This is a genomic window from Streptomyces composti (genome assembly GCF_012034205.1).
Taxonomy (GTDB): Bacteria; Actinomycetota; Actinomycetes; order Streptomycetales; family Streptomycetaceae; genus Streptomyces; species Streptomyces composti.
Window position 1 is genome coordinate 77,545 of sequence record NZ_JAATEM010000016.1, and the last position, 18,218, is coordinate 95,762.

Consider the following 18,218-nt stretch of genomic DNA (forward strand, 5'->3'; position numbering starts at 1 on the left):
GTGACATCGCTGTCAGGACCGACACCGCGCCCGACCGCGAACCCCGGGTCATGCCTCATGCGACAGCCTGGCACGCGATCCGGGCGCGCGCTGCGATTCCCCGCACTGGATCTTCGAAACGACGGGATCACATCGGTGGCCGTACGGATCCGTGCGGCGCGGCCCCCCCGGTCCGCGGGCACACGGTTCGCGCGCGACGTCAGGGAGGTGTCAGGGCTCGGTCCACCCGGCCCGGCTCAGGGCTTGGCGACGAACACATGGGAGGCCACGTCCGGCTGGAGCTCGGCCGCCTCGCCGCTGCTGCCGACCATCACGCCGCCGCCCGCCGACTCGGTCACACTCACCACCGAGCCCGGCTGCACCCCCGCGCGGCGCAGCGTGTACATCAGCTGCGCATCCGTCTGGATGGGCTCGCCGATCCGGCGCACCACGACCGTCTTGCCCTCGTTGCCGGGGTCGAGATCGGCCAGCGACACCATGCCCTCGTCCAGGAACGGGTCCGCGCCGTCCGTCTCGCCCAGCTCCTCCAGGCCCGGGATCGGGTTGCCGTACGGCGACTCCGTCGGGTGCCGCAGCAGCTCGAGCACGCGGCGTTCGACCGCCTCGCTCATCACGTGCTCCCAGCGGCAGGCCTCCGCGTGCACCTGCTCCCACTCCAGGCCGATCACATCGACCAGCAGGCACTCGGCCAGGCGGTGCTTGCGCATCACCCGCGTGGCCAGGCGGCGGCCCTCGTCGGTCAGCTCCAGATGACGGTCGCTCGCCACGGAGACCAGGCCGTCCCGCTCCATCCGCGCCACCGTCTGGCTGACGGTCGGACCGCTCTGATCGAGCCGTTCCGCGATCCGGGCGCGCATGGGGACCACACCTTCCTCCTCCAGCTCGAGGATGGTGCGGAGATACATCTCCGTGGTGTCGATCAGTCCGGACATACGTGCCCCTTGATGTGATCTGCGATTGGCTCTGCCGGAGGCCGGCCGGCTCACCGGCACATGCGCTGGCCCAGGACTCAATTCTGACGCATGTCACTGACAAGCGTGCGGCGCCGTGGAAACGGGGTGCTTCAGGGGGCTTTGGCCACCGGTGCGTCGGGTTCCGGCCAAGCCCGCATCCGCCGCCGGGCACGCCCGCGCCGCCGTGGCCGGGCACGGCACCACCGTATTGACACGGCAGTGGTCCAGACCGCACCGTGATCCGCAACACAGCCACCCGAAGGGATACCGCATGAGCGACCGCACGCCGGCCGACCGGTTCCTCGACGCCGCGATCGACCTGCTGCACCGGGTCCGCGACGAGGAGGCCGGCTCCATCACGGCCGCCGGCACGCTGCTCGCCGACACGGTCGCGGACGGCGGACGGCTCTTCGCCTTCGGCGCCGGCCACTCCTCGCTCGCTGCGCAGGACATCGTCTACCGCGCGGGCGGCCTCGCCCTGATGAACCTGCTCGCCGTGCCCGGCGCCGTCGGCGTCGACGTCACGCCCGCGACGCTCGGCTCCGCCCTGGAGCGCGTCGACGGGCTCGCCACCGCCGTGCTCGGTTCCTCACCGCTGCGCGCCGGCGACGCGCTGGTGATCATCTCGCTGTCCGGGCGCAACGCCCTGCCCGTGGAGATGGCCATGCGCGCCCGCGCCCTGGGCGTGAAGGTGATCGGCGTGACCTCGGTCGCCTACGCCACGGAGACCGCCTCGCGGCACTCCTCGGGGACCTTCCTGAAGGACCACTGCGACGTCGTACTGGACTCCAAGATCGCGGTCGGCGACGCGGAGCTCACCCTCGACAACGTCCCCGCGCCGTTCGCCCCCGCGTCCACGGTCGTCACCTCGGCCCTCCTCCAGGCCGTGATGGCCACCGCCGCCGCCACCCTCGCCGAACGCGGCATCGAGCCCCCGCTGCTGCGCTCCGGCAACGTGGACGGCGGCCACGAGTGGAACGCCCGCATCTTCGAGCAGTACGGGGACCGCATCTTCTACCGGCACTGAGGACCGGGCCCTCCCCCGCGGGACCGGGCCGGGACCGGATCCGGGCCCTCCTGCGGCACCGGGCCGGGACCGGATCCGGGCCCTCCTGCGGCACCGGGCCGGGACCGGATCACCGGTCCTGAGCACCGGTCCGGGTCACCGGTCCTCCTCGCCCTGCCCGCGCTCCACCAGCCCCGCCAGATCCAGCGCGGACGCGATCCGCACCGCCACGTCCTCCGCGTACAGGATGTCGGAGCGCTCGAAGGGCGTCCGCCCGGCGCCCCGCAGAAACGTCACGGCACCCAGGGTGCGCCCGCGGCTGCGCAACGCCGTGCACAGGGCGTGCACCGTGTCCGGCGGCCACTGGCGCGCCTGAGCCCAGGCCCGCCGCTCCTCGGGGCCCACCTTTCCGGCGTTCGCCCGCACCGAACCGGCCCGCTCCACGCACTGCAGCGCCGGATGCCCCCGCTCGTAGCGCACCGGCAGCCCCGCACCGCCCCCGAGACTGCTCGGCCCCGGCGCCCCGGAGGGCGTGGCCGCGATCCGCACCAGCCGGACCGGGCCCTCCCCCTCGCCGTCCCGCGCCGGGCTCCCCGCCGCCTCTGCGACCCGGTCGATCAGCGCATGATCGGCGAACCCGGCCAGCGCGAAGTCCAGATGGACCGTCGCCGCCTCCGCCGGGTCCTCGCACTCCGCCGCCGCCCGCGCCGCCCGGTGCAGCTGCTGCGTGCGGAACTTCAGCAGCGAGGCCTCCTGCTCCGCCTGCTTGGACTCGGTCACGTCCTGGAACAGCCAGCCGACGCCCAGCGGAACGGGCTCCTCCGCCAGCGGCGAGGACAACCGCAGGAAGCCGCTGCGCCAGCAGCGCCGCCGCTCGCCCTCCGGCGTGCGCACACTCACCCAGATCTCCGCCGGAGCCGGCGGAGCGCCCTCCGCCAGCACATGCGTCAGCGCGCTCTCCAGCTCCTCCACACCCTGCGCCAGCAGCTCACCCAGCGGCCGGCCGAGCACCGAGGTGCGCCCCGTGCCCAGTGCCTTGGCCGCCGCCGTGTTCACCACCGCAGGACGCAGATCGGCGTCCACCAGCACCACGCCCCAGGAGGCGTCCTCGAGCAGCGCCTCGCTCAGCGCGATCGACCGCTCCAGATCGATCTGCGCGTGCACCTCGCTGAACGCGCAGTACACGCCGGCCGGCTTGCCGTCCGGGCCGCGCACCGCCGCCGACTGGGTGCGCACCAGCACCCGGCGGCCGTCCTTGGTCAGCAGCGCGAACTCGTGCACCTGCCGGCCCGGCGCGTCCATCGCCGACATCAGCCGGGCCTGGACCTCCTCGGCGTCCTCGGGCCGTACCGCCCAGCCCGCGAAGCCCTGCCGCCCGACCGCCTCCTCGGCGCTCCAGCCCAGAATCCGCTCCGCCTCACGGTTCCAGTGGGTGACCACCCCGTCCGCGTCGAAGGCGCACAGGGCGGCGTCCATGCCGTCCAGCAGAGCGGCGAGCAGATCGGACCCGTCCGAGCCGTCCCTGCTCTCCCGCTCGGGCTCGTCGGGCCCCAGTTCGTCCTTGGTTCCAGTACGCCGGGAAGCACTCACCTGGACCCCCTGCAGGCTGCGTGCGCACTACGGCGCGACGGTTCACTCACTCGCAATCATTCAACTTGAACGTGATCCACCGCACATCGAGTTCCCGGAAGATTGAGTCGATCGTTGTACACGGCCGATTCCTCGCCCGCCCGGCCCGCTCCGCCTGCCCGCCCCGTCATCTGCCATGACGGCAGTCCGAGTGATCTCCGCCGGCCGGCTGGGAGAAATTCCGGAAAAGGGATCGCAAAAAGCGGTTGCTGCGCGAGGGAGGCGCTTCTTAGGGTTCCAGGTACACGAGAAGGGAGGTGGTTCGGCAGATGTATGACTACCGGACGCGTGAGGTGGCTGCGGGCTAGCGGTCCGCCACCACACTCAGTGCGGTGCCGGACCAGCTCGTGAACGAGACGGGCAGCCGGCCCAATCCCAAGCAGTCACCCGACCCGCGAGTCGCCGGTACGTCCGGCCGGCTCCTCCCGTTGCGGAGGACCCAGGCTCGCGGGTCGTCTGCGTCTCGGGGCCCGGTCAGTGGGCGATCTCGGCGTAGCCCTCGACCTCGCGCGGGTCGCGCGGGCCCGGGCCCACATAGCGGGCGGAGGGACGGACCAGGCGGCCGGTGCGCTTCTGCTCCAGGATGTGGGCGGACCAGCCGGCCGTGCGGGCGCAGGTGAACATGGACGTGAACATGTGCGCCGGGACCTCGGCGAAGTCGAGGACGATCGCCGCCCAGAACTCCACGTTGGTGGCCAGCACCCGGTCGGGGCGGCGGGCGTGCAGCTCGGCCAGGGCGGCCTTCTCCAGCGCCTCGGCGACCTCGTAGCGGGGGGCGCCCAGTTCCCGCGCGGTGCGGCGCAGCACGCGGGCGCGGGGGTCCTCGGCGCGGTAGACGCGGTGGCCGAAGCCCATGATGCGCTCGCCCTTGTCGAGGGCCTTCTTGACGTAGCCCTCGGCGTCGCCGGTGCGCTCGATCTCCTCGATCATGCCGAGCACCCGGGAGGGGGCGCCGCCGTGCAGCGGGCCGGACATGGCGCCGACGGCTCCGGACAGGGCGGCGGCCACGTCGGCGCCGGTGGAGGCGATGACGCGGGCGGTGAAGGTGGAGGCGTTCATGCCGTGCTCGGCGGCGGAGGTCCAGTAGGCGTCGACGGCGGCGACATGCCTGGGGTCGGGCTCACCGCGCCAGCGGATCATGAAGCGCTCGACGACAGACTGGGCCTTGTCTATCTCGCGCTGCGGCACCATGGGCAGGCCCTGGCCGCGGGCCGACTGGGCGACGTAGGACAGCGCCATGACGGCGGCGCGGGCGAGGTCGTCGCGGGCCTGCTTCTCGTCGATGTCGAGGAGCGGTTTCAGGCCCCAGACGGGGGCCAGCATGGCAAGGGCGGACTGCACGTCGACGCGGATGTCCCCGGAGTGGACCGGGATGGGGAAGGGCTCGGCCGGCGGCAGGCCGGGGTTGAAGGCACCGTCGACGAGCAGGCCCCACACGTTGCCGAAGGACACATGGCCGACGAGGTCCTCGATGTCGACGCCGCGGTAGCGGAGCGCGCCGCCCTCCTTGTCCGGTTCGGCGATCTCCGTCTCGAACGCGATGACTCCTTCGAGCCCGGGTACGAAGTCGGACATCAGGCGGCTCCTCGTGATGTGGACAGATGCGATGCGCTGCGGCAGGCGGTTGTGCGTCCGGTGGATCCGCGGACCCGTCGAGGTGACGCGCGGTTCGGACGTACCCCTGTGATGCCCGGTTGGCGGTCACCCAACCGGATCAGTGGCAGCACGATATCCCCGGGTGCCACGCTTGGGGAGAGTTCGCGGCACTCAGTGCCACTCAGTGACGAAGGCCACCGTGGGCCCCACCGATCTGGGGGGATGCGGCAGGATGACGGCGTGACCGATCGAGATGCCGCACCGTTCGATCTCGCCGCGATGCGCAAGCAGTACCGGAGCGAGGGTCTTCTGGAGTCGGACCTCGCCGCCACACCCGTCGAGCAGTTCGCACGCTGGTTCAAGCAGGCCGCGACGGAGGGCGGTCTGTTCGAGCCGAACGCGATGATCGTGTCCACGGCGGACGCCCGGGGCCGGCCCAGCTCACGGACGGTGCTGCTGAAGCACTTCGACGACGAGGGGTTCGTGTTCTACACGAACTACGAGTCCCGCAAGGGCCGCGACCTGGCGGAGAACCCGTATGTGTCGCTGCTGTTCCCCTGGCACGGGATGGCCCGGCAGGTGATCGTGAACGGTGTGGCGCGGCGGACCGGCCGGGACGAGACGGCCGCGTACTTCCGCACCCGTCCGCACGGCTCGCAGCTGGGCGCGTGGGCCAGCGCCCAGTCGCGGGTGGTGGCCGCACGCGAGGAGCTGGACGCCGCCTACGCCGAGCTGGCGGCGCGCTATCCGGAGGGCGAGCAGGTGCCGGTGCCGCCGCACTGGGGCGGCTTCCGGGTCGAACCGGAGACGGTGGAGTTCTGGCAGGGGCGGGAGAACCGGCTGCACGACCGGCTGCGGTACGTGGCGGAGCCGGGCGGCGGCTGGCGGGTGGAGCGGCTTGCTCCCTGAGCACAAGCGGCCCGCCCCCGGGCGAGAGCGGCTTGCTCCCCGGGCGAGAGCGGCTCGCTCCCCGGGCGTGAACGGCCGGCTCCCTGCGTGCGGCCCCCGCCCCGTCCGGATGCCTAGCCGTCGAGGACGTCGTCGAGCAGCCGGGCCCACTGCTCCACCACACGGGCCCGGCGGGCGGAGTCGTCGGTGAGGAGGTTGGCGAGGCCGAGGCCGCGGGCCATGTCGAGCAGGCCCTGGACGGTCTCGCGGACGCCGGGGCGGGTCTCGTCGGCGCCGAGGAGGTCCACGGCGATGCGGTGGCTCTCGCGGCCGACGCGGGTCTCCAGCTCGGTGACGCGGGCGCGCAGCTGCTCCTCGTTGGTGGCGGCGACCCACAGGTGCAGGGCGGCGCGGAACAGGGGGCCGGTGTAGAGGTCGACGAGGGCGGCGACCACGGCATGGCGGTCGGCGGCCCCCGCGCCCTCGGGGAAGAGGGCGCGCAGCGCGGTGGAGCGTTCCTCGGCGACGTACTCGACGGCGGCGGTGAACAGGTCCTCGCGGGTCGGGAAGTGGTGCTGGGCGGCACCCCGGGAGACACCGGCGCGTTCGGCGACGACGGAGACCGTGGAGCCCGCCCAGCCGTGTTCGGCCAGGCAGGCCACGGCGGCCTCCAGGAGGCGCTGCCGGGTGAGCCGGCTGCGGTCCTGCTTGGGGACTCGTTCGGCACGGTCTGCCGTGCTCACACCACCCATTCCGCATCCCGTCGTTCGAGGAAGGCCGTCATCCCCTCGCGCGCCTCGGCGGAGGCGAAGAGGCGGGCCGAGAGCGCGGTGAGGTCGGCCGCGTCCTGGTCGAATGTCTCCAGCACCCTAGCCGTGAGCAGCCGCTTCGTCTCGGCCAGGGCCCGGGGTGAGGCCCGGCGGATCCCGTCGAGGACGGGTTCGAGCACGGCGTCCACGTCAACTGCGTCATCCTCGCCCGCGGCGGTGACCAGGCCGAGCCGGGCGGCCTCCACCGCGCCGAACCGCTCGCCGGTGAGGTAGTAGCGGGCGAGGGCGCGGGGGTCGGTGCGGGGCAGCAGGGTGAGGGAGATGACGGCGGGGGCGACGCCGATGCGCACCTCGGTGAAGGCGAAGGTCGCCTGGGCGGAGGCGGCGGCGATGTCGCAGGCGGCGAGCAGGCCGAGACCGCCGGCGCGGACGTGGCCGGTGACCCGGGCGACGACCGGTTTGGGCAGTTCGACGATCTGCCGCAGCAGGCCGACCAGGGCGTCGGGCTCCGGCGGGTCGCGCAGGTCGGCGCCGGCGCTGAAGGTGTTGCCGGTGTGGGTGAGCAGCACGGCGCGGACGCCGGGATCCTTGCCGGCGTCGGTGAGCGCGGCGGCGAGGTCGCCGACGAGGGCGGCGGAGAGGGCGTTGCGGTTCTGCGGGGAGTCGAGCGTGAGGGTCTCGACCCCCCGCGTCCGCGTGCGGTGGACCAGGGTCATGTGCGTTCCCTCAGTTCGCGGCGGAGGATCTTGCCGCTGGCGGCGCGGGGCACGGCGTCGATGAAGGTGACGCGCCGGATGCGCTTGTAGGGGGCGACGCGTTCGGCGACGTACATCATCACCTCGCCCTCGGAGAGTCCGGGTGCGGAGGGCTGGCGGACGACATGGGCGTGCGGGACCTCGTTGCCGTCGTCGTCATAGGCGCCGATGACGGCGGCGTCGGCGATGCCCGGGTGGGTGAGCAGCAGGGCCTCGAGTTCGGCGGGGGCGACCTGGAAGCCCTTGTACTTGATCAGTTCCTTGACGCGGTCGACGACGAAGAGCCAGCCGTCCTCGTCGACGTGTCCGACGTCGCCGGTGTGCAGCCAGCCGTCCTCGTCGATCATGGCGGCGGTCTCGTCGGGGCGGCCGAGGTAGCCCTTCATCACCTGGGGGCCGCGGATGAGGATCTCCCCGGACTCGCCGGGGCCGAGGTCCTTGCCGGGGTCGTCGAGGGAGACGATGCGCATATCGGTGCCGGCGATGAGCTTGCCGACGGTGCCGGGCGGGGCCTCGCGCATGGAGTCGAGGGGCACGACGTGGGTGCCGGGGGAGAGTTCGGTCATGCCGTAGGCCTGGCCGACGGGTGGCAGGCCGAGCCGTTCGGCGCAGGCGACGGCGAGCCGGGCGTCCAGGGGTGCGGCGGCGCTGATGATGTACTTCAGGGAGCTGAGGTCGTACTGGGTGACCAGCGGGTGCTTGGCGAGGGCCAGCACGATGGGCGGGGCCACGTACAGGCCGGTGATGCGGTGGTTCTGGATGGCGGCGAGGAACGTCTCCAGCTCGAAGCGGGGCAGCACCACCACGGTGGCGCCGTGCCGCAGGGGGGCGTTCATCAGGGCGGTCAGCCCGTAGATGTGGAAGAACGGCAGCACGGCGAGGATGCGGTCGCCGGGGCCGGCGCTGATCGCCGCGTTGAGCTGGGCGAGGTTGGTGGCGATCTGCCGGTGGGTGAGCATCACGCCCTTGGGGGTGCCGGTGGTGCCGGAGGAGTACGGCAGGGCGGCGACGTCCTCGGCCGGGTCGATGGCCGCCTCGGGCTCGGGCGCGGTGCTGCCGAGCATGTCGATCAGCGAGCGGTGTCCGGGCGCGCTGTCGCAGACGAAGATCTCCTGCACGCCGCTGGCGATGTCGGCGGCGCGGCGGGCGGTGTCCAGCAGCGGGGAGACGGTGACGATCCAGCGGGCCGAGCAGTCCTTGAGCTGTTTGCCGAACTCCTCGGCGGTGGCGAGCGGGTGCACGGTGGTGACCGAGGCTCCCGCCCGGGTGGCGGCGTAGAAGGCGGTGGGGAAGGCGATGGTGTTGGGGCTGTGCAGGGCGAGCACGTCGCCCTTGCGCACGCCGGCCTCGGCGAGCGCGGCGGCGATCCGCCGGTGGAACCGGTCCACCTGCTCGTAGGAGAGAGTGGTGCCGTCGGTGCCGTCGATCAGGGCGGGGGCGTCGCCGAACTCGGCGGCGCGTCCCAGGACGGCCTCGTGGATGGGGAGTTCGACGGGCGGGACGTCTGCGTACTCGCTGCGGAACATCGTTCCTCCAAGGCGGCGACGGCCTAGTACGACTTCGGAAGGCCCAGGGTCTGGTGGGACACGTAGTTGAGAATCATCTCCCGGCTGACCGGTGCGATACGAGACACGCGCGCGGCCGTCACCATGGAGGCGAGCCCGAACTCGCGGGTGAGGCCGTTGCCGCCGAGGGTGTGCACGGCCTGGTCGACGGCGTGCACGCAGGCCTCCGCTGCCGCGTACTTGGCCATGTTGGCGGCCTCCCCCGCGCCCACGTCGTCGCCGGCGTCGTAGAGGTGGGCGGCCTTCTGCATCATCAGGCGGGCCAGTTCGAGCTCGATGTGTGCCTGGGCGAGCGGGTGGGCGATGGCCTGGTGGGCGCCGATCGGGGTCTTCCAGACGGTGCGTTCGCGGGCGTACTCGACGGCCCGGCCGAGCGCGTGGCGGCCCATGCCGATGGCGAACGCGGCGGTCATGATGCGCTCGGGGTTGAGGCCGGCGAACAGCTGGAGCAGCCCCGCGTCCTCGTCGCCGACCAGCGCGTCGGCGGGCAGCCGCACATCGTCCAGGACCAGCTCGAACTGCTTCTCGGCGGCGTTGAGCTCCATGTCGATGGGCCGCCGCTGGAAGCCGGGCGTCTCGCGCGGGACGATGAACAGGCAGGGCTTGAGGCGTCCGGTGCGGGCGTCCTCGGTGCGGCCGACGATGAGGGTGGCGTCGGCGAAGTCGACGCCGGAGACGAACACCTTGCGGCCGTTGAGGATCCAGTCGCCGGAGCCGGGGTCGCGGCGGGCCGTGGTGGTGATGCGGTGGCTGTTGGAGCCGGCGTCGGGTTCGGTGATGCCGAAGGCCATGATGCGGCTGCCGTCGGCCAGGCCGGGCAGCCAGTCGCGCTTCTGCTGCTCGGTGCCGAAGCGGGCGATGACGGTGCCGCAGATGGCGGGCGAGACGATCAGCATCAGCAGCGGCGAGCCGGCCGCGCCGAGTTCCTCCAGGACGAGGGAGAGTTCGGCGATGCCGCCGCCTCCGCCGCCGTACTCCTCGGGGAGGTTGACGCCCAGGTAGCCGAGCTTGGCCGCGTCCTGCCACAGCTCGGCGGGGTGGCGGCCCTCGGCGACGGTGCGGGTGAAGTAGTCGCGGCCGTAGCGCTTGCCGAAGGCGGCGACGGCTTCTCTCAGTGCCTTGTGCTCGTCGGATTCGATGTGGGTGGTCACGCGGTCCTCCGGGTGTGGGTTGTCTGTGACCGGGCCGCAGGCGCGGGGGCGCCTGAGCCCTCGCTCCCTGGGCGGGATCCCTGGGCGGGCATCCCTAGGCGGGTTGCACCACGGCCAGCACCGTGCCGGGCTCGACCTGCTGTCCCGGCTTGGCGTTGAGGCTGGTGAGGGTGCCGTCGGCGGGGGCGGTGATCTTGTGCTGCATCTTCATGGCCTCCAGCCACAGCAGGGGCTGCCCCGCCTGGACCGGGGCGCCCTCGGTGAGCCCCTCGGCGACGCGGACGACCACGCCGGGCATGGGGGCCAGCAAAGACCCCGGTGCGTGCTGGCCGGCCGGGTCGGGGAAGCGGGGCAGCGCGGTGAGGCGGGTGGCGTTCACGAAGACGGTGTCGCCGTACCTGGCCACCTCGAACCGGCGCCGCACTCCCTCGGCTTCGAGGACGACGAGCCCGGCGTCCGCGTGCACCACCCGTACCCCCTCGGCCTCCAGTCCGGCCCGGGTGTGCCGGTAGCGGACCTCGTGCTCCTCGCCGTCGACGGCGTACCGCTTGATCTGCGGAGCGGACGGCAGATTGCGCCAGCCGCCGAAGCGGGAGCGGCCGTGGGCGTCGGCGAGGGCGGCGGCCAGCGGGGCGAGCGCGTCGGGGGCGGGCCGGGTGAGGTCGGGCAGATGGCGCTCGTAGAAGCCGGTGTCCATCCGCCCCTCGGTGAACTCCGGGTGCCGCAGGGAGCGGACCAGCAGGTCCCGGTTCGTCACCGGGCCGTGGATCGCCGCGCGTTCCAGGGCGGCGGCCAGCTTGCGGATGGCTTCCACGCGGGTGGGCGCATGGGCGACGACCTTGGCGAGCATCGGGTCGTAGTGGACGCCGATGTCGTCGCCGTCGGTGTAGCCGGTGTCCAGGCGCACACCGCCGGGGACGGAGAGACGATGCAGCCGTCCGGTCTGCGGGGCCCACTCGCGCGCGGGGTCCTCGGCGTACAGCCGGACCTCGACGGCGTGACCGTGCGCGGACGGGGGCCCGGCCGCCAGCGCATGCCCCTCGGCGACGCGGATCTGCTCGGCGACCAGGTCGACGCCGAACACCGCCTCGGTGACCGGGTGTTCCACCTGCAGCCGGGTGTTCATCTCGAGGAAGTGCGCCCGGTCGCCCGCGACGAGGAACTCCACGGTCCCGGCGCCCACGTAGTCCACCGCGCGGGCGGCGCGCACGGCGAGGTCGTGGAGCTCCGCCGTGAGGGTCTCCGACAGCCCCGGAGCCGGGGCCTCCTCGACGACCTTCTGGTGGCGCCGCTGCAGGGAGCAGTCGCGGGTGCCGAGCGCCCAGACCGTGCCGTGGGTGTCGGCGAGGATCTGCACCTCGACATGGCGCCCGCCCTCCACATAGGGCTCGACGAACACCTCGCCGTCGCCGAAGGCGCTCGCCGCCTCCGCCCGGGCGGCTGCCAGCTCCGCGTCCAGGTCGGCGAGTTCGCGCACGATACGCATGCCGCGTCCGCCGCCGCCCGCCGCGGCCTTCACCAGCACCGGCAGGTCGGCCTCGGTGACCTCGCGCAGCGGCTCGATGCCCATGAGCTGCTTGGCACGGGTCTTGGAGGCCATCGCCTCGATCGCCTCCGGGGGCGGCCCGATCCACACCAGGCCCGCGTCCTGGACGGCACGGGCGAAACCGGCGTTCTCGGAGAGGAAGCCGTAGCCGGGGTGCACCGCGTCCGCCCCCGCGGTGAGCGCCGCCTTCACGATCAGCTCGCCGCGCAGATAGGTGTCGGCGGGTGCCGAACCCGGCAGCCGTACGGCGCTGTCGGCCAGGCGGACGTGCAGGGCCCCCGCGTCGGCGTCCGAGTGCACGGCGACGGTGCGGATGCCCAGCTCGCGGCAGGTGCGGACGATCCGGCAGGCGATCTCGCCCCGGTTCGCGACAAGCACGGAATCAATCACTGTTGCCTCACATCCGGAAGACGCCGAAGCCGCCGCGTGCGCCCTCGTAGGGCGCGGTGTGGATGGCGGACAGGCACAGGCCGAGGACGGTGCGGGTGTCGCGCGGGTCGATGACGCCGTCGTCGTAGAGCCGGCCGGAGAGGAACATCGGCAGCGACTCGGACTCGATCTGCTGCTCCACCATGGCGCGCAGCGCCGCGTCCGCCTCCTCGTCGTACGGCTTGCCCTTCGCCGCGGCGGACTGGCGGGCGACGATGGACAGCACCCCGGCGAGCTGCTGCGGGCCCATCACCGCGGACTTGGCGCTGGGCCAGGCGAACAGGAAGCGGGGGTCGTAGGCCCGCCCGCACATGCCGTAGTGGCCCGCGCCGTACGAGGCCCCCATGAGCACCGACAGATGGGGCACCTTCGAGTTGCTGACCGCATTGATCATCATGGCGCCGTGCTTGATGATGCCGCCCTGCTCGTACTCCTTGCCGACCATGTAACCGGTGGTGTTGTGCAGGAACAGCAGCGGGATGTCGCGCTGGTTGGCGAGCTGGATGAACTGGGCGGCCTTCTGCGACTCCTCGGAGAACAGCACCCCCTGGGCGTTGGCGAGGATGCCCACCGGATAGCCGTGCAGGGTGGCCCAGCCGGTGGTGAGGCTCCTGCCGTACAGCGGCTTGAACTCGTCGAAGTCGGAGGCGTCGACGATACGGGCGATGACCTCGCGCGGATCGAAGGGGATCTTGAGGTCGTCCGGGACGATGCCGAGCAGTTCCTCCGGGTCGTACTTGGGGGGCTCGGCCGGGCCCGGATCGGGGTAGGCCTTGCGGTGGTTGAGGCGGGCGACGACGCGGCGGGCCTGGCGCAGCGCGTCCGTCTCGTCGAGGGCGAAGTAGTCGGCGAGGCCCGACACCCGCGCGTGCATCTCGGCGCCGCCCAGGGACTCGTCGTCGCTCTCCTCGCCGGTCGCCATCTTCACCAGCGGCGGACCGCCGAGGAACACCTTCGCCCGCTCCTTGACCATGATCACGTGGTCGGACATGCCGGGGACGTAGGCGCCGCCGGCCGTGGAGTTGCCGAAGACGACGGCGACGGTGGGGATGCCGGCGGCGGAGAGCCGGGTGAGATCGCGGAAGATGGCCCCGCCCGGGATGAAGATCTCCTTCTGGGACGGCAGATCCGCACCGCCGGACTCGACCAGGCTGATGAGGGGCAGCCGGTTGGCGAACGCGATCTCATGGGCGCGCAGCGCCTTCTTCAGGCTCCACGGATTGCTGGCACCGCCGCGCACGGTCGGATCGTTGGCGGTGATCAGACACTCCACACCCTCGACCACGCCGATGCCGGTGACCAGAGAGGCCCCGACGGTGTAGTCGCTCCCCCAGCCGGCCAGCGGGGAGAGCTCCAGGAACGGCGTGTCCGGATCGAGCAGCAGCTCGATCCGCTCCCGGGCGAGCAGCTTGCCGCGCTTGCGGTGCCGTTCGATGTACTTCTCCCCGCCGCCCGCTAGGGCCTTGGCGTGCTCGGCGTCGAGTTCGGCGAGCTTGGCGAGCATCGCCTCGCGCTGCGCCCGGTGTTCGGGGCTGTGGGTGTCCACGGCGGTGTCGAGAACCGTCACAGCAGGACCTCCGGTATGTCCAGGTGGCGGGAGCGCAGCCATTCGCCGAGTGCCTTGGCCTGCGGGTCGAAACGGTGCTGGGCGGCGACGCCCGCGCCGAGGATCCCCTCGACGACGAAGTTCAGGGCGCGCAGGTTGGGCAGGACGTGGCGGGTCACGGGAAGACCGGCGGCCTCCGGGATCAGCTCCCGGAACCGCTCCGCGGTCAGGTGATGCGCGAGCCATCGCCAGGCCTGCTCGCTGACCGCCCAGACACCGACGTTGGCGTCCCCGCCCTTGTCCCCGCTGCGGGCCCCGGCGACGAGACCCAGGGGTGCTCTGCGGGTGGGCCCGGCCGGCAGCGGCTCGGGCAGCGGCGGCTCGGGCACGGCCGTGAGCGGAGCGGTGTTCTCCGGCGGTGGCACCGGGATGCGGCGCCCGTCGGGGAGGACGGCGGCGTGCTCGACGGCGTCCTGCGCCACGTACGCCGCCTCGAACACCCCGTAGGGCGAGCCCTTCCCGGGCGGCGCCGGCACATGGAAGCCGGGGTAGCTGGCGAGCGCCAGCTCGATGGCGGCGCCGCTGAGCGCCCGCCCCACCTTCGCCTCGTCCGTGTCCCGTACGACGAGCCGCAGCAGGGCACTCGCGGTCTCCTCGGTGCCGGCGTCGGGCCGGTCGGTGCGCACCAGGTCCCAGCGCACCTCGGCGGGCGGCGACTTGGCGAGCGCCTCGCCCATCTGTGCCTTGACCAGCTCGGCCTTGGCCTCGATGTCGAGCCCGGTGAGCACGAAGACGACCTCGTTGCGGAATCCGCCGAGCCGGTTGAGCCCCACCTTGAGGGTGGGCGGCGGTGCCTCGCCCCGCACCCCGTCGATGCGCACCCGGTCGGTCCCCTCCCGGCTGAGCCGCACGGTGTCGAGCCGGGCAGTGACATCGGGCCCCGCGTACCGGGCTCCCCCGGTCTCGTAGAGCAGCTGCGCGGTGACGGTGCCGGGGTCGACGAAGCCGCCGGTGCCGGGGTGCTTGGTGATGACGCTGCTGCCGTCGGCGTGGATCTCGGCGAGCGGGAAGCCGGGGTGCCGGACGTCGCCGTCCCGGAAGAAGGAGTAGTTGCCGCCGGTCGCCTGGGTGCCGCACTCCAGCACATGCCCGGCGATCACGGCGCCCGCGAGCTGGTCGTGGTCCTCCGGGGTCCAGCCGAAACGGGCGGCTGCGGGGCCGGTGACCAGGGCCGCGTCGGTGACCCGTCCGGTGACCACGACGTCGGCGCCCTCGCGCAGACAGGCGGCGATGCCGAAGCCGCCGAGGTAGGCGTGGGCGGCCAGGGCGCCCGGGTGGGCGGCGGTGAGGTCGTCGCCCTCGACATGGGCGACGCGCACCGGCACACCGGCCTCGGCGGCCAGCTTGCGCACGGCGTCCGCGAGACCGGCCGGGTTGAGCCCGCCGGCATTGCTGACGATCTTCACGCCCCGCTCGTGGGCCAGGCCCAGGCACTCCTCGAGCTGCCGCAGGAAGGTGCGGGCATATCCGGCGTCCGGGTTCTTCAGCCGGTCCCGGGCCAGGATGAGCATGGTCAGCTCGGCGAGATAGTCGCCGGTGAGGACGTCCAGGTCGCCGCCGGTGAGCATCTCGCGCATCGCGTCGAAGCGGTCGCCGTAGAAGCCGGAGGCGTTACCGATGCGCAGGGGCGGCCCGGCCTTCGGCGTCCCGGCGGTCGTCGTGTCCGTCACGGGGCGGCCTCCCCTTCCGCCTCGGGCTCACGCCCGCTCGTGCCGGGCTCACGTCCGCCGCCCGGGGGCCCGGCGAAGGCCTGGGCGATGTCCAGCCAGCGGTCGGCGTCGGGGCCGTGGGCGGTGAGGGCGAGGTCGCTGCGGTGGGCGCGCTGGGTGACCAGCAGACAGAAGTCGAGCGCGGGGCCGGTGACGGACTGGGAGGCGTCCTCGGGTCCGTACACCCACCGGTTCTCGCCGTCCGGTGCCGTGAGCTCGACCCGGAAGGGCTCGGCGGGCGGGGTGAGCCGGTGCACCGCGTAGGCGAAGTCCCGGGTGCGGACGCCGAGCCGGGCCACGTGCCGGAGCCGGTCCGTGGGCGGGCGCACCACACCGAGCGCGTCGGCGATGTCCAGGCCGTGCGCCCAGGTCTCCATGAGCCGGGCGGTGGCCATGGAGGCGGCGGACATGGGCGGGCCGTACCAGGGGAAGCGAGCCCCGGCGGGAGCGGCCCGCAGGGCGCCGGCGAGTGCGGCACGGTCCTCTCGCCACCTGGCCAGCAGCGCGGCGGGCTCGGCCCGGGCTCCCTCCTCGGCACTCTCGTCCACGAACGAGTGCGGAGCGGCGAGGGCCGCCTCGACGAGCTTCTGGAAGCCGTCGGCGTCGGTGACGGCGAGCAGCGCGGACCGGTCGGTCCAGGCGAGGTGCGCGATCTGATGAGCGACCGTCCAGCCGGGCGCGGGAGTCGGCAGCCTCCAGCCGTCCTCCCCCAGCCCGGCCACCAGCCGGTCGAGTTCGTCGCTCTCGGCACACAGGTCGTCGATGACGGGCGTCGGGTCGGCCATGAGGGGGAGCATGGCAGTGACCCACTAAACAATCAAGCATGCTTGCATGAATTTTTCCCGGGCGCCGCAAGCCTCCTCGAGCCACGCGCCCCGGGACGGAACAGGCGGGGCGTCACGGACGGCGTCCGCCCCCGCCCCGAAGGGCCCCTATGCCCCGGACTCCCCCTCGCGCCTGCTCGGCCGCCGCCCCGCCTGGGTCCGCACCGCGCCCATGCTCGCCACGATGACCAGGGCGATGGCGGCGGCCTCGGGAGCGGTGAGGGTCTGGTCCAGGAGCAGGAAGCCCGCGGTCGCGGCGATGGCCGGCTCCAGGCTCATCAGAATGGCGAAGGTGGAGGCGGGCAGGCGCCGCAGGGCGAGCAGCTCCAGGGTGTAGGGCAGCACGGAGGAGAGCATCGCGACCGCTCCGCCGAGGGCGATGGTCGTCGGGTCGAGCAGCCTGGTGCCGGCCTCGGTGACGCCCAGCGGCAGGAAGAGCACCGCCGCCACGGCCATGGCGAGGGCGAGCCCGTCGGCCTGCGGGAAGCGCCGGCCGGTACGGGCGCTGAAGACGATGTACGCGGCCCACATCCCGCCGGCCCCCAGGGCGAAGAGGACACCCAGCGGATCGAGACCGCTGAACCCTCCCCCGCCGAGCAGGAACACGCCGACCAGGGCCAGCGCGGCCCACACCAGGTTGATCGCCCGGCGGGAGGCGACGACGGAGAGGATGAGCGGCCCGAGGACCTCCAGGGTGACCGCGGGGCCGAGCGGAATGCGGTCGACGGACTGATAGAACAGCCCGTTCATCCCGGCCATGGTGATCCCGAAGACGACGACCGTCCCCCAGTCGGTCCGCGAGTGTCCGCGCAGCCGGGGCCGGCAGACCGCCATCAGCACCACGGCGGCCACCAGCAGCCGCAGCGTGACCACCCCGAGCGCGCCGGCCCGGGGCATCAGCATCACCGCGAGCGCGCCGCCGAACTGCACGGATATCCCGCCGGCGAGCACCAGCCCGACCGGCCCGAGGGACGCCAGGCCGCGCGGGGCGCCACCCGGCACCGAGGCAGGGTCCTGGCCCGCCGGGGCGACGGTGGACGGGGTGGCGGTGCTGGGCGTGGTCACGGGGCCTTCCTGAGCGTCGGTACCGCGAGACAAGGGGTTCACCCTGCCGATGGTGCAACATGATGCACCGCACAGTCCACTGGATTGATCTGAGTCAGGACCGTGAACCGCTTACATGCCTGACCATGCGACCCCCGCCCCTCCCCGGTCAAGCCGGTCCGGCATACGGACAGCCCCGCGCGTCCCCTCGCCCGCCCGCCGAGGCGGCGTCCCGGCGGCCAGGCCCCCAGCCGCCCGGGTGATCCCTGAGCACCTGGTGGCTTCTGGCGTCCTGGAGCGCCGTTGATCAGTCCTGACCTTGCATAGCTCGCTACATCTAGCCGCATTTCGCCACAGCGCGGAGCATTGATCATGTGGAACTGGACCCGACCCGCGCGAAGTGGACTCAGATTGCCGCCGAGATCGAGCGGCGCATCGACGCGGGCGTGTACCCAGCGGGCGCGAAGCTTCCCGGCATTCTGGCCTTGTGCGCTGAGTTCGGCGTCGCCCAGGTGACCGCGCGGAAGGCACTTGCCGATCTGCGTGAGCGCGGGCTGATCCGTACCGAGAACGGCATCGGTTCGTTCGTCACTGGGCGCCCCGACTAGGCGTTGCCGTAAGAGGGTTGTGCGGCACAACGCCAGGTCGCGGCGGGTCGCTGCCGTACATGGTGAGTCCTCACCCTTCGGATACGAGGTGGCGCTGATCGACATCTTCACCGGCGCCCACGAGGGCGTGCCGCCCCTG

15 protein-coding genes are annotated in these 18,218 nt (G+C 72.8%); 3 read left to right on the forward strand and 12 right to left on the reverse strand.

The genetic code is table 11. The features are described 5' to 3' along the window. Window positions 1-236: 236 nt before the first annotated feature. Window positions 237-932, reverse strand: coding sequence for an iron-dependent transcriptional repressor DtxR (locus HCJ93_RS14970; protein WP_167996181.1), 696 nt, complete (start codon window positions 930-932; stop codon window positions 237-239). Window positions 933-1,224: 292 nt separating this feature from the next. Between HCJ93_RS14970 and HCJ93_RS14975 the strand changes: the two genes are divergently transcribed. Further along, the gene (locus HCJ93_RS14975; RefSeq protein WP_167996182.1) at window positions 1,225-1,980 is read left to right on the forward strand and encodes an SIS domain-containing protein; all 756 of its coding nucleotides are present in this window, start codon (window positions 1,225-1,227) and stop codon (window positions 1,978-1,980) included. A gap of 135 nt (window positions 1,981-2,115) precedes the next feature. On the opposite strand, the gene HCJ93_RS14980 is transcribed toward HCJ93_RS14975, so the two are convergent. Continuing rightward, window positions 2,116-3,549, reverse strand: coding sequence for a PAS domain-containing protein (locus HCJ93_RS14980; protein ID WP_167996183.1), 1,434 nt, complete (start codon window positions 3,547-3,549; stop codon window positions 2,116-2,118). Window positions 3,550-4,062: 513 nt separating this feature from the next. Beyond that, window positions 4,063-5,163, reverse strand: coding sequence for a citrate synthase 2 (locus tag HCJ93_RS14985; RefSeq protein ID WP_167996184.1), 1,101 nt, complete (start codon window positions 5,161-5,163; stop codon window positions 4,063-4,065). A gap of 243 nt (window positions 5,164-5,406) precedes the next feature. Here HCJ93_RS14985 and pdxH point away from each other — a divergent pair, with 243 nt between their 5' ends. Beyond that, on the forward strand, window positions 5,407-6,093 hold the full coding sequence (gene pdxH, locus HCJ93_RS14990) for a pyridoxamine 5'-phosphate oxidase (protein ID WP_206317436.1): 687 nt from the start codon (window positions 5,407-5,409) through the stop codon (window positions 6,091-6,093). 113 nt (window positions 6,094-6,206) lie between these two features. On the opposite strand, the gene HCJ93_RS14995 is transcribed toward pdxH, so the two are convergent. From HCJ93_RS14995 to HCJ93_RS15035, 9 genes are all read right to left on the reverse strand, one after another. Then, window positions 6,207-6,824: a TetR/AcrR family transcriptional regulator gene (locus HCJ93_RS14995; protein ID WP_206317437.1), complete on the reverse strand. Its 618-nt coding sequence runs from the start codon at window positions 6,822-6,824 to the stop codon at window positions 6,207-6,209. Next, the gene (locus HCJ93_RS15000; protein WP_167996187.1) at window positions 6,812-7,558 is read right to left on the reverse strand and encodes an enoyl-CoA hydratase family protein; all 747 of its coding nucleotides are present in this window, start codon (window positions 7,556-7,558) and stop codon (window positions 6,812-6,814) included. The genes HCJ93_RS14995 and HCJ93_RS15000 overlap by 13 nt, the downstream gene beginning before the upstream one ends. Beyond that, complete coding sequence (locus HCJ93_RS15005; RefSeq protein WP_167996188.1) at window positions 7,555-9,123, reverse strand: 4-coumarate--CoA ligase family protein; 1,569 nt, start codon at window positions 9,121-9,123, stop codon at window positions 7,555-7,557. Before HCJ93_RS15005 ends, HCJ93_RS15000 begins: the two co-directional genes overlap by 4 nt. 23 nt (window positions 9,124-9,146) lie before the next feature. After that, window positions 9,147-10,313: an acyl-CoA dehydrogenase family protein gene (locus HCJ93_RS15010; protein ID WP_167996189.1), complete on the reverse strand. Its 1,167-nt coding sequence runs from the start codon at window positions 10,311-10,313 to the stop codon at window positions 9,147-9,149. 94 nt (window positions 10,314-10,407) lie between these two features. After that, window positions 10,408-12,249: an ATP-binding protein gene (locus HCJ93_RS15015; protein WP_167996190.1), complete on the reverse strand. Its 1,842-nt coding sequence runs from the start codon at window positions 12,247-12,249 to the stop codon at window positions 10,408-10,410. Between the two features lie 7 nt (window positions 12,250-12,256). After that, window positions 12,257-13,855 carry an acyl-CoA carboxylase subunit beta gene (locus tag HCJ93_RS15020; protein WP_167996191.1) on the reverse strand — a complete coding sequence of 533 codons (1,599 nt, stop codon included), beginning with the start codon at window positions 13,853-13,855 and terminating at the stop codon, window positions 12,257-12,259. Next, a complete protein-coding gene (locus HCJ93_RS15025) occupies window positions 13,852-15,564 on the reverse strand; it encodes an acyclic terpene utilization AtuA family protein (RefSeq protein WP_309141407.1) in 1,713 nt (570 codons plus the stop codon). Before HCJ93_RS15025 ends, HCJ93_RS15020 begins: the two co-directional genes overlap by 4 nt. Next, the gene (locus HCJ93_RS15030; RefSeq protein ID WP_167996192.1) at window positions 15,561-16,388 is read right to left on the reverse strand and encodes a TIGR03084 family metal-binding protein; all 828 of its coding nucleotides are present in this window, start codon (window positions 16,386-16,388) and stop codon (window positions 15,561-15,563) included. The genes HCJ93_RS15025 and HCJ93_RS15030 overlap by 4 nt, the downstream gene beginning before the upstream one ends. Window positions 16,389-16,535: 147 nt before the next feature. Then, the gene (locus tag HCJ93_RS15035; protein WP_167996193.1) at window positions 16,536-17,492 is read right to left on the reverse strand and encodes an EamA family transporter; all 957 of its coding nucleotides are present in this window, start codon (window positions 17,490-17,492) and stop codon (window positions 16,536-16,538) included. A gap of 353 nt (window positions 17,493-17,845) precedes the next feature. Here HCJ93_RS15035 and HCJ93_RS15040 point away from each other — a divergent pair, with 353 nt between their 5' ends. Then, on the forward strand, window positions 17,846-18,079 hold the full coding sequence (locus HCJ93_RS15040; RefSeq protein WP_167996194.1) for a GntR family transcriptional regulator: 234 nt from the start codon (window positions 17,846-17,848) through the stop codon (window positions 18,077-18,079). The last annotated feature ends 139 nt before the right edge of the window (window positions 18,080-18,218 follow it).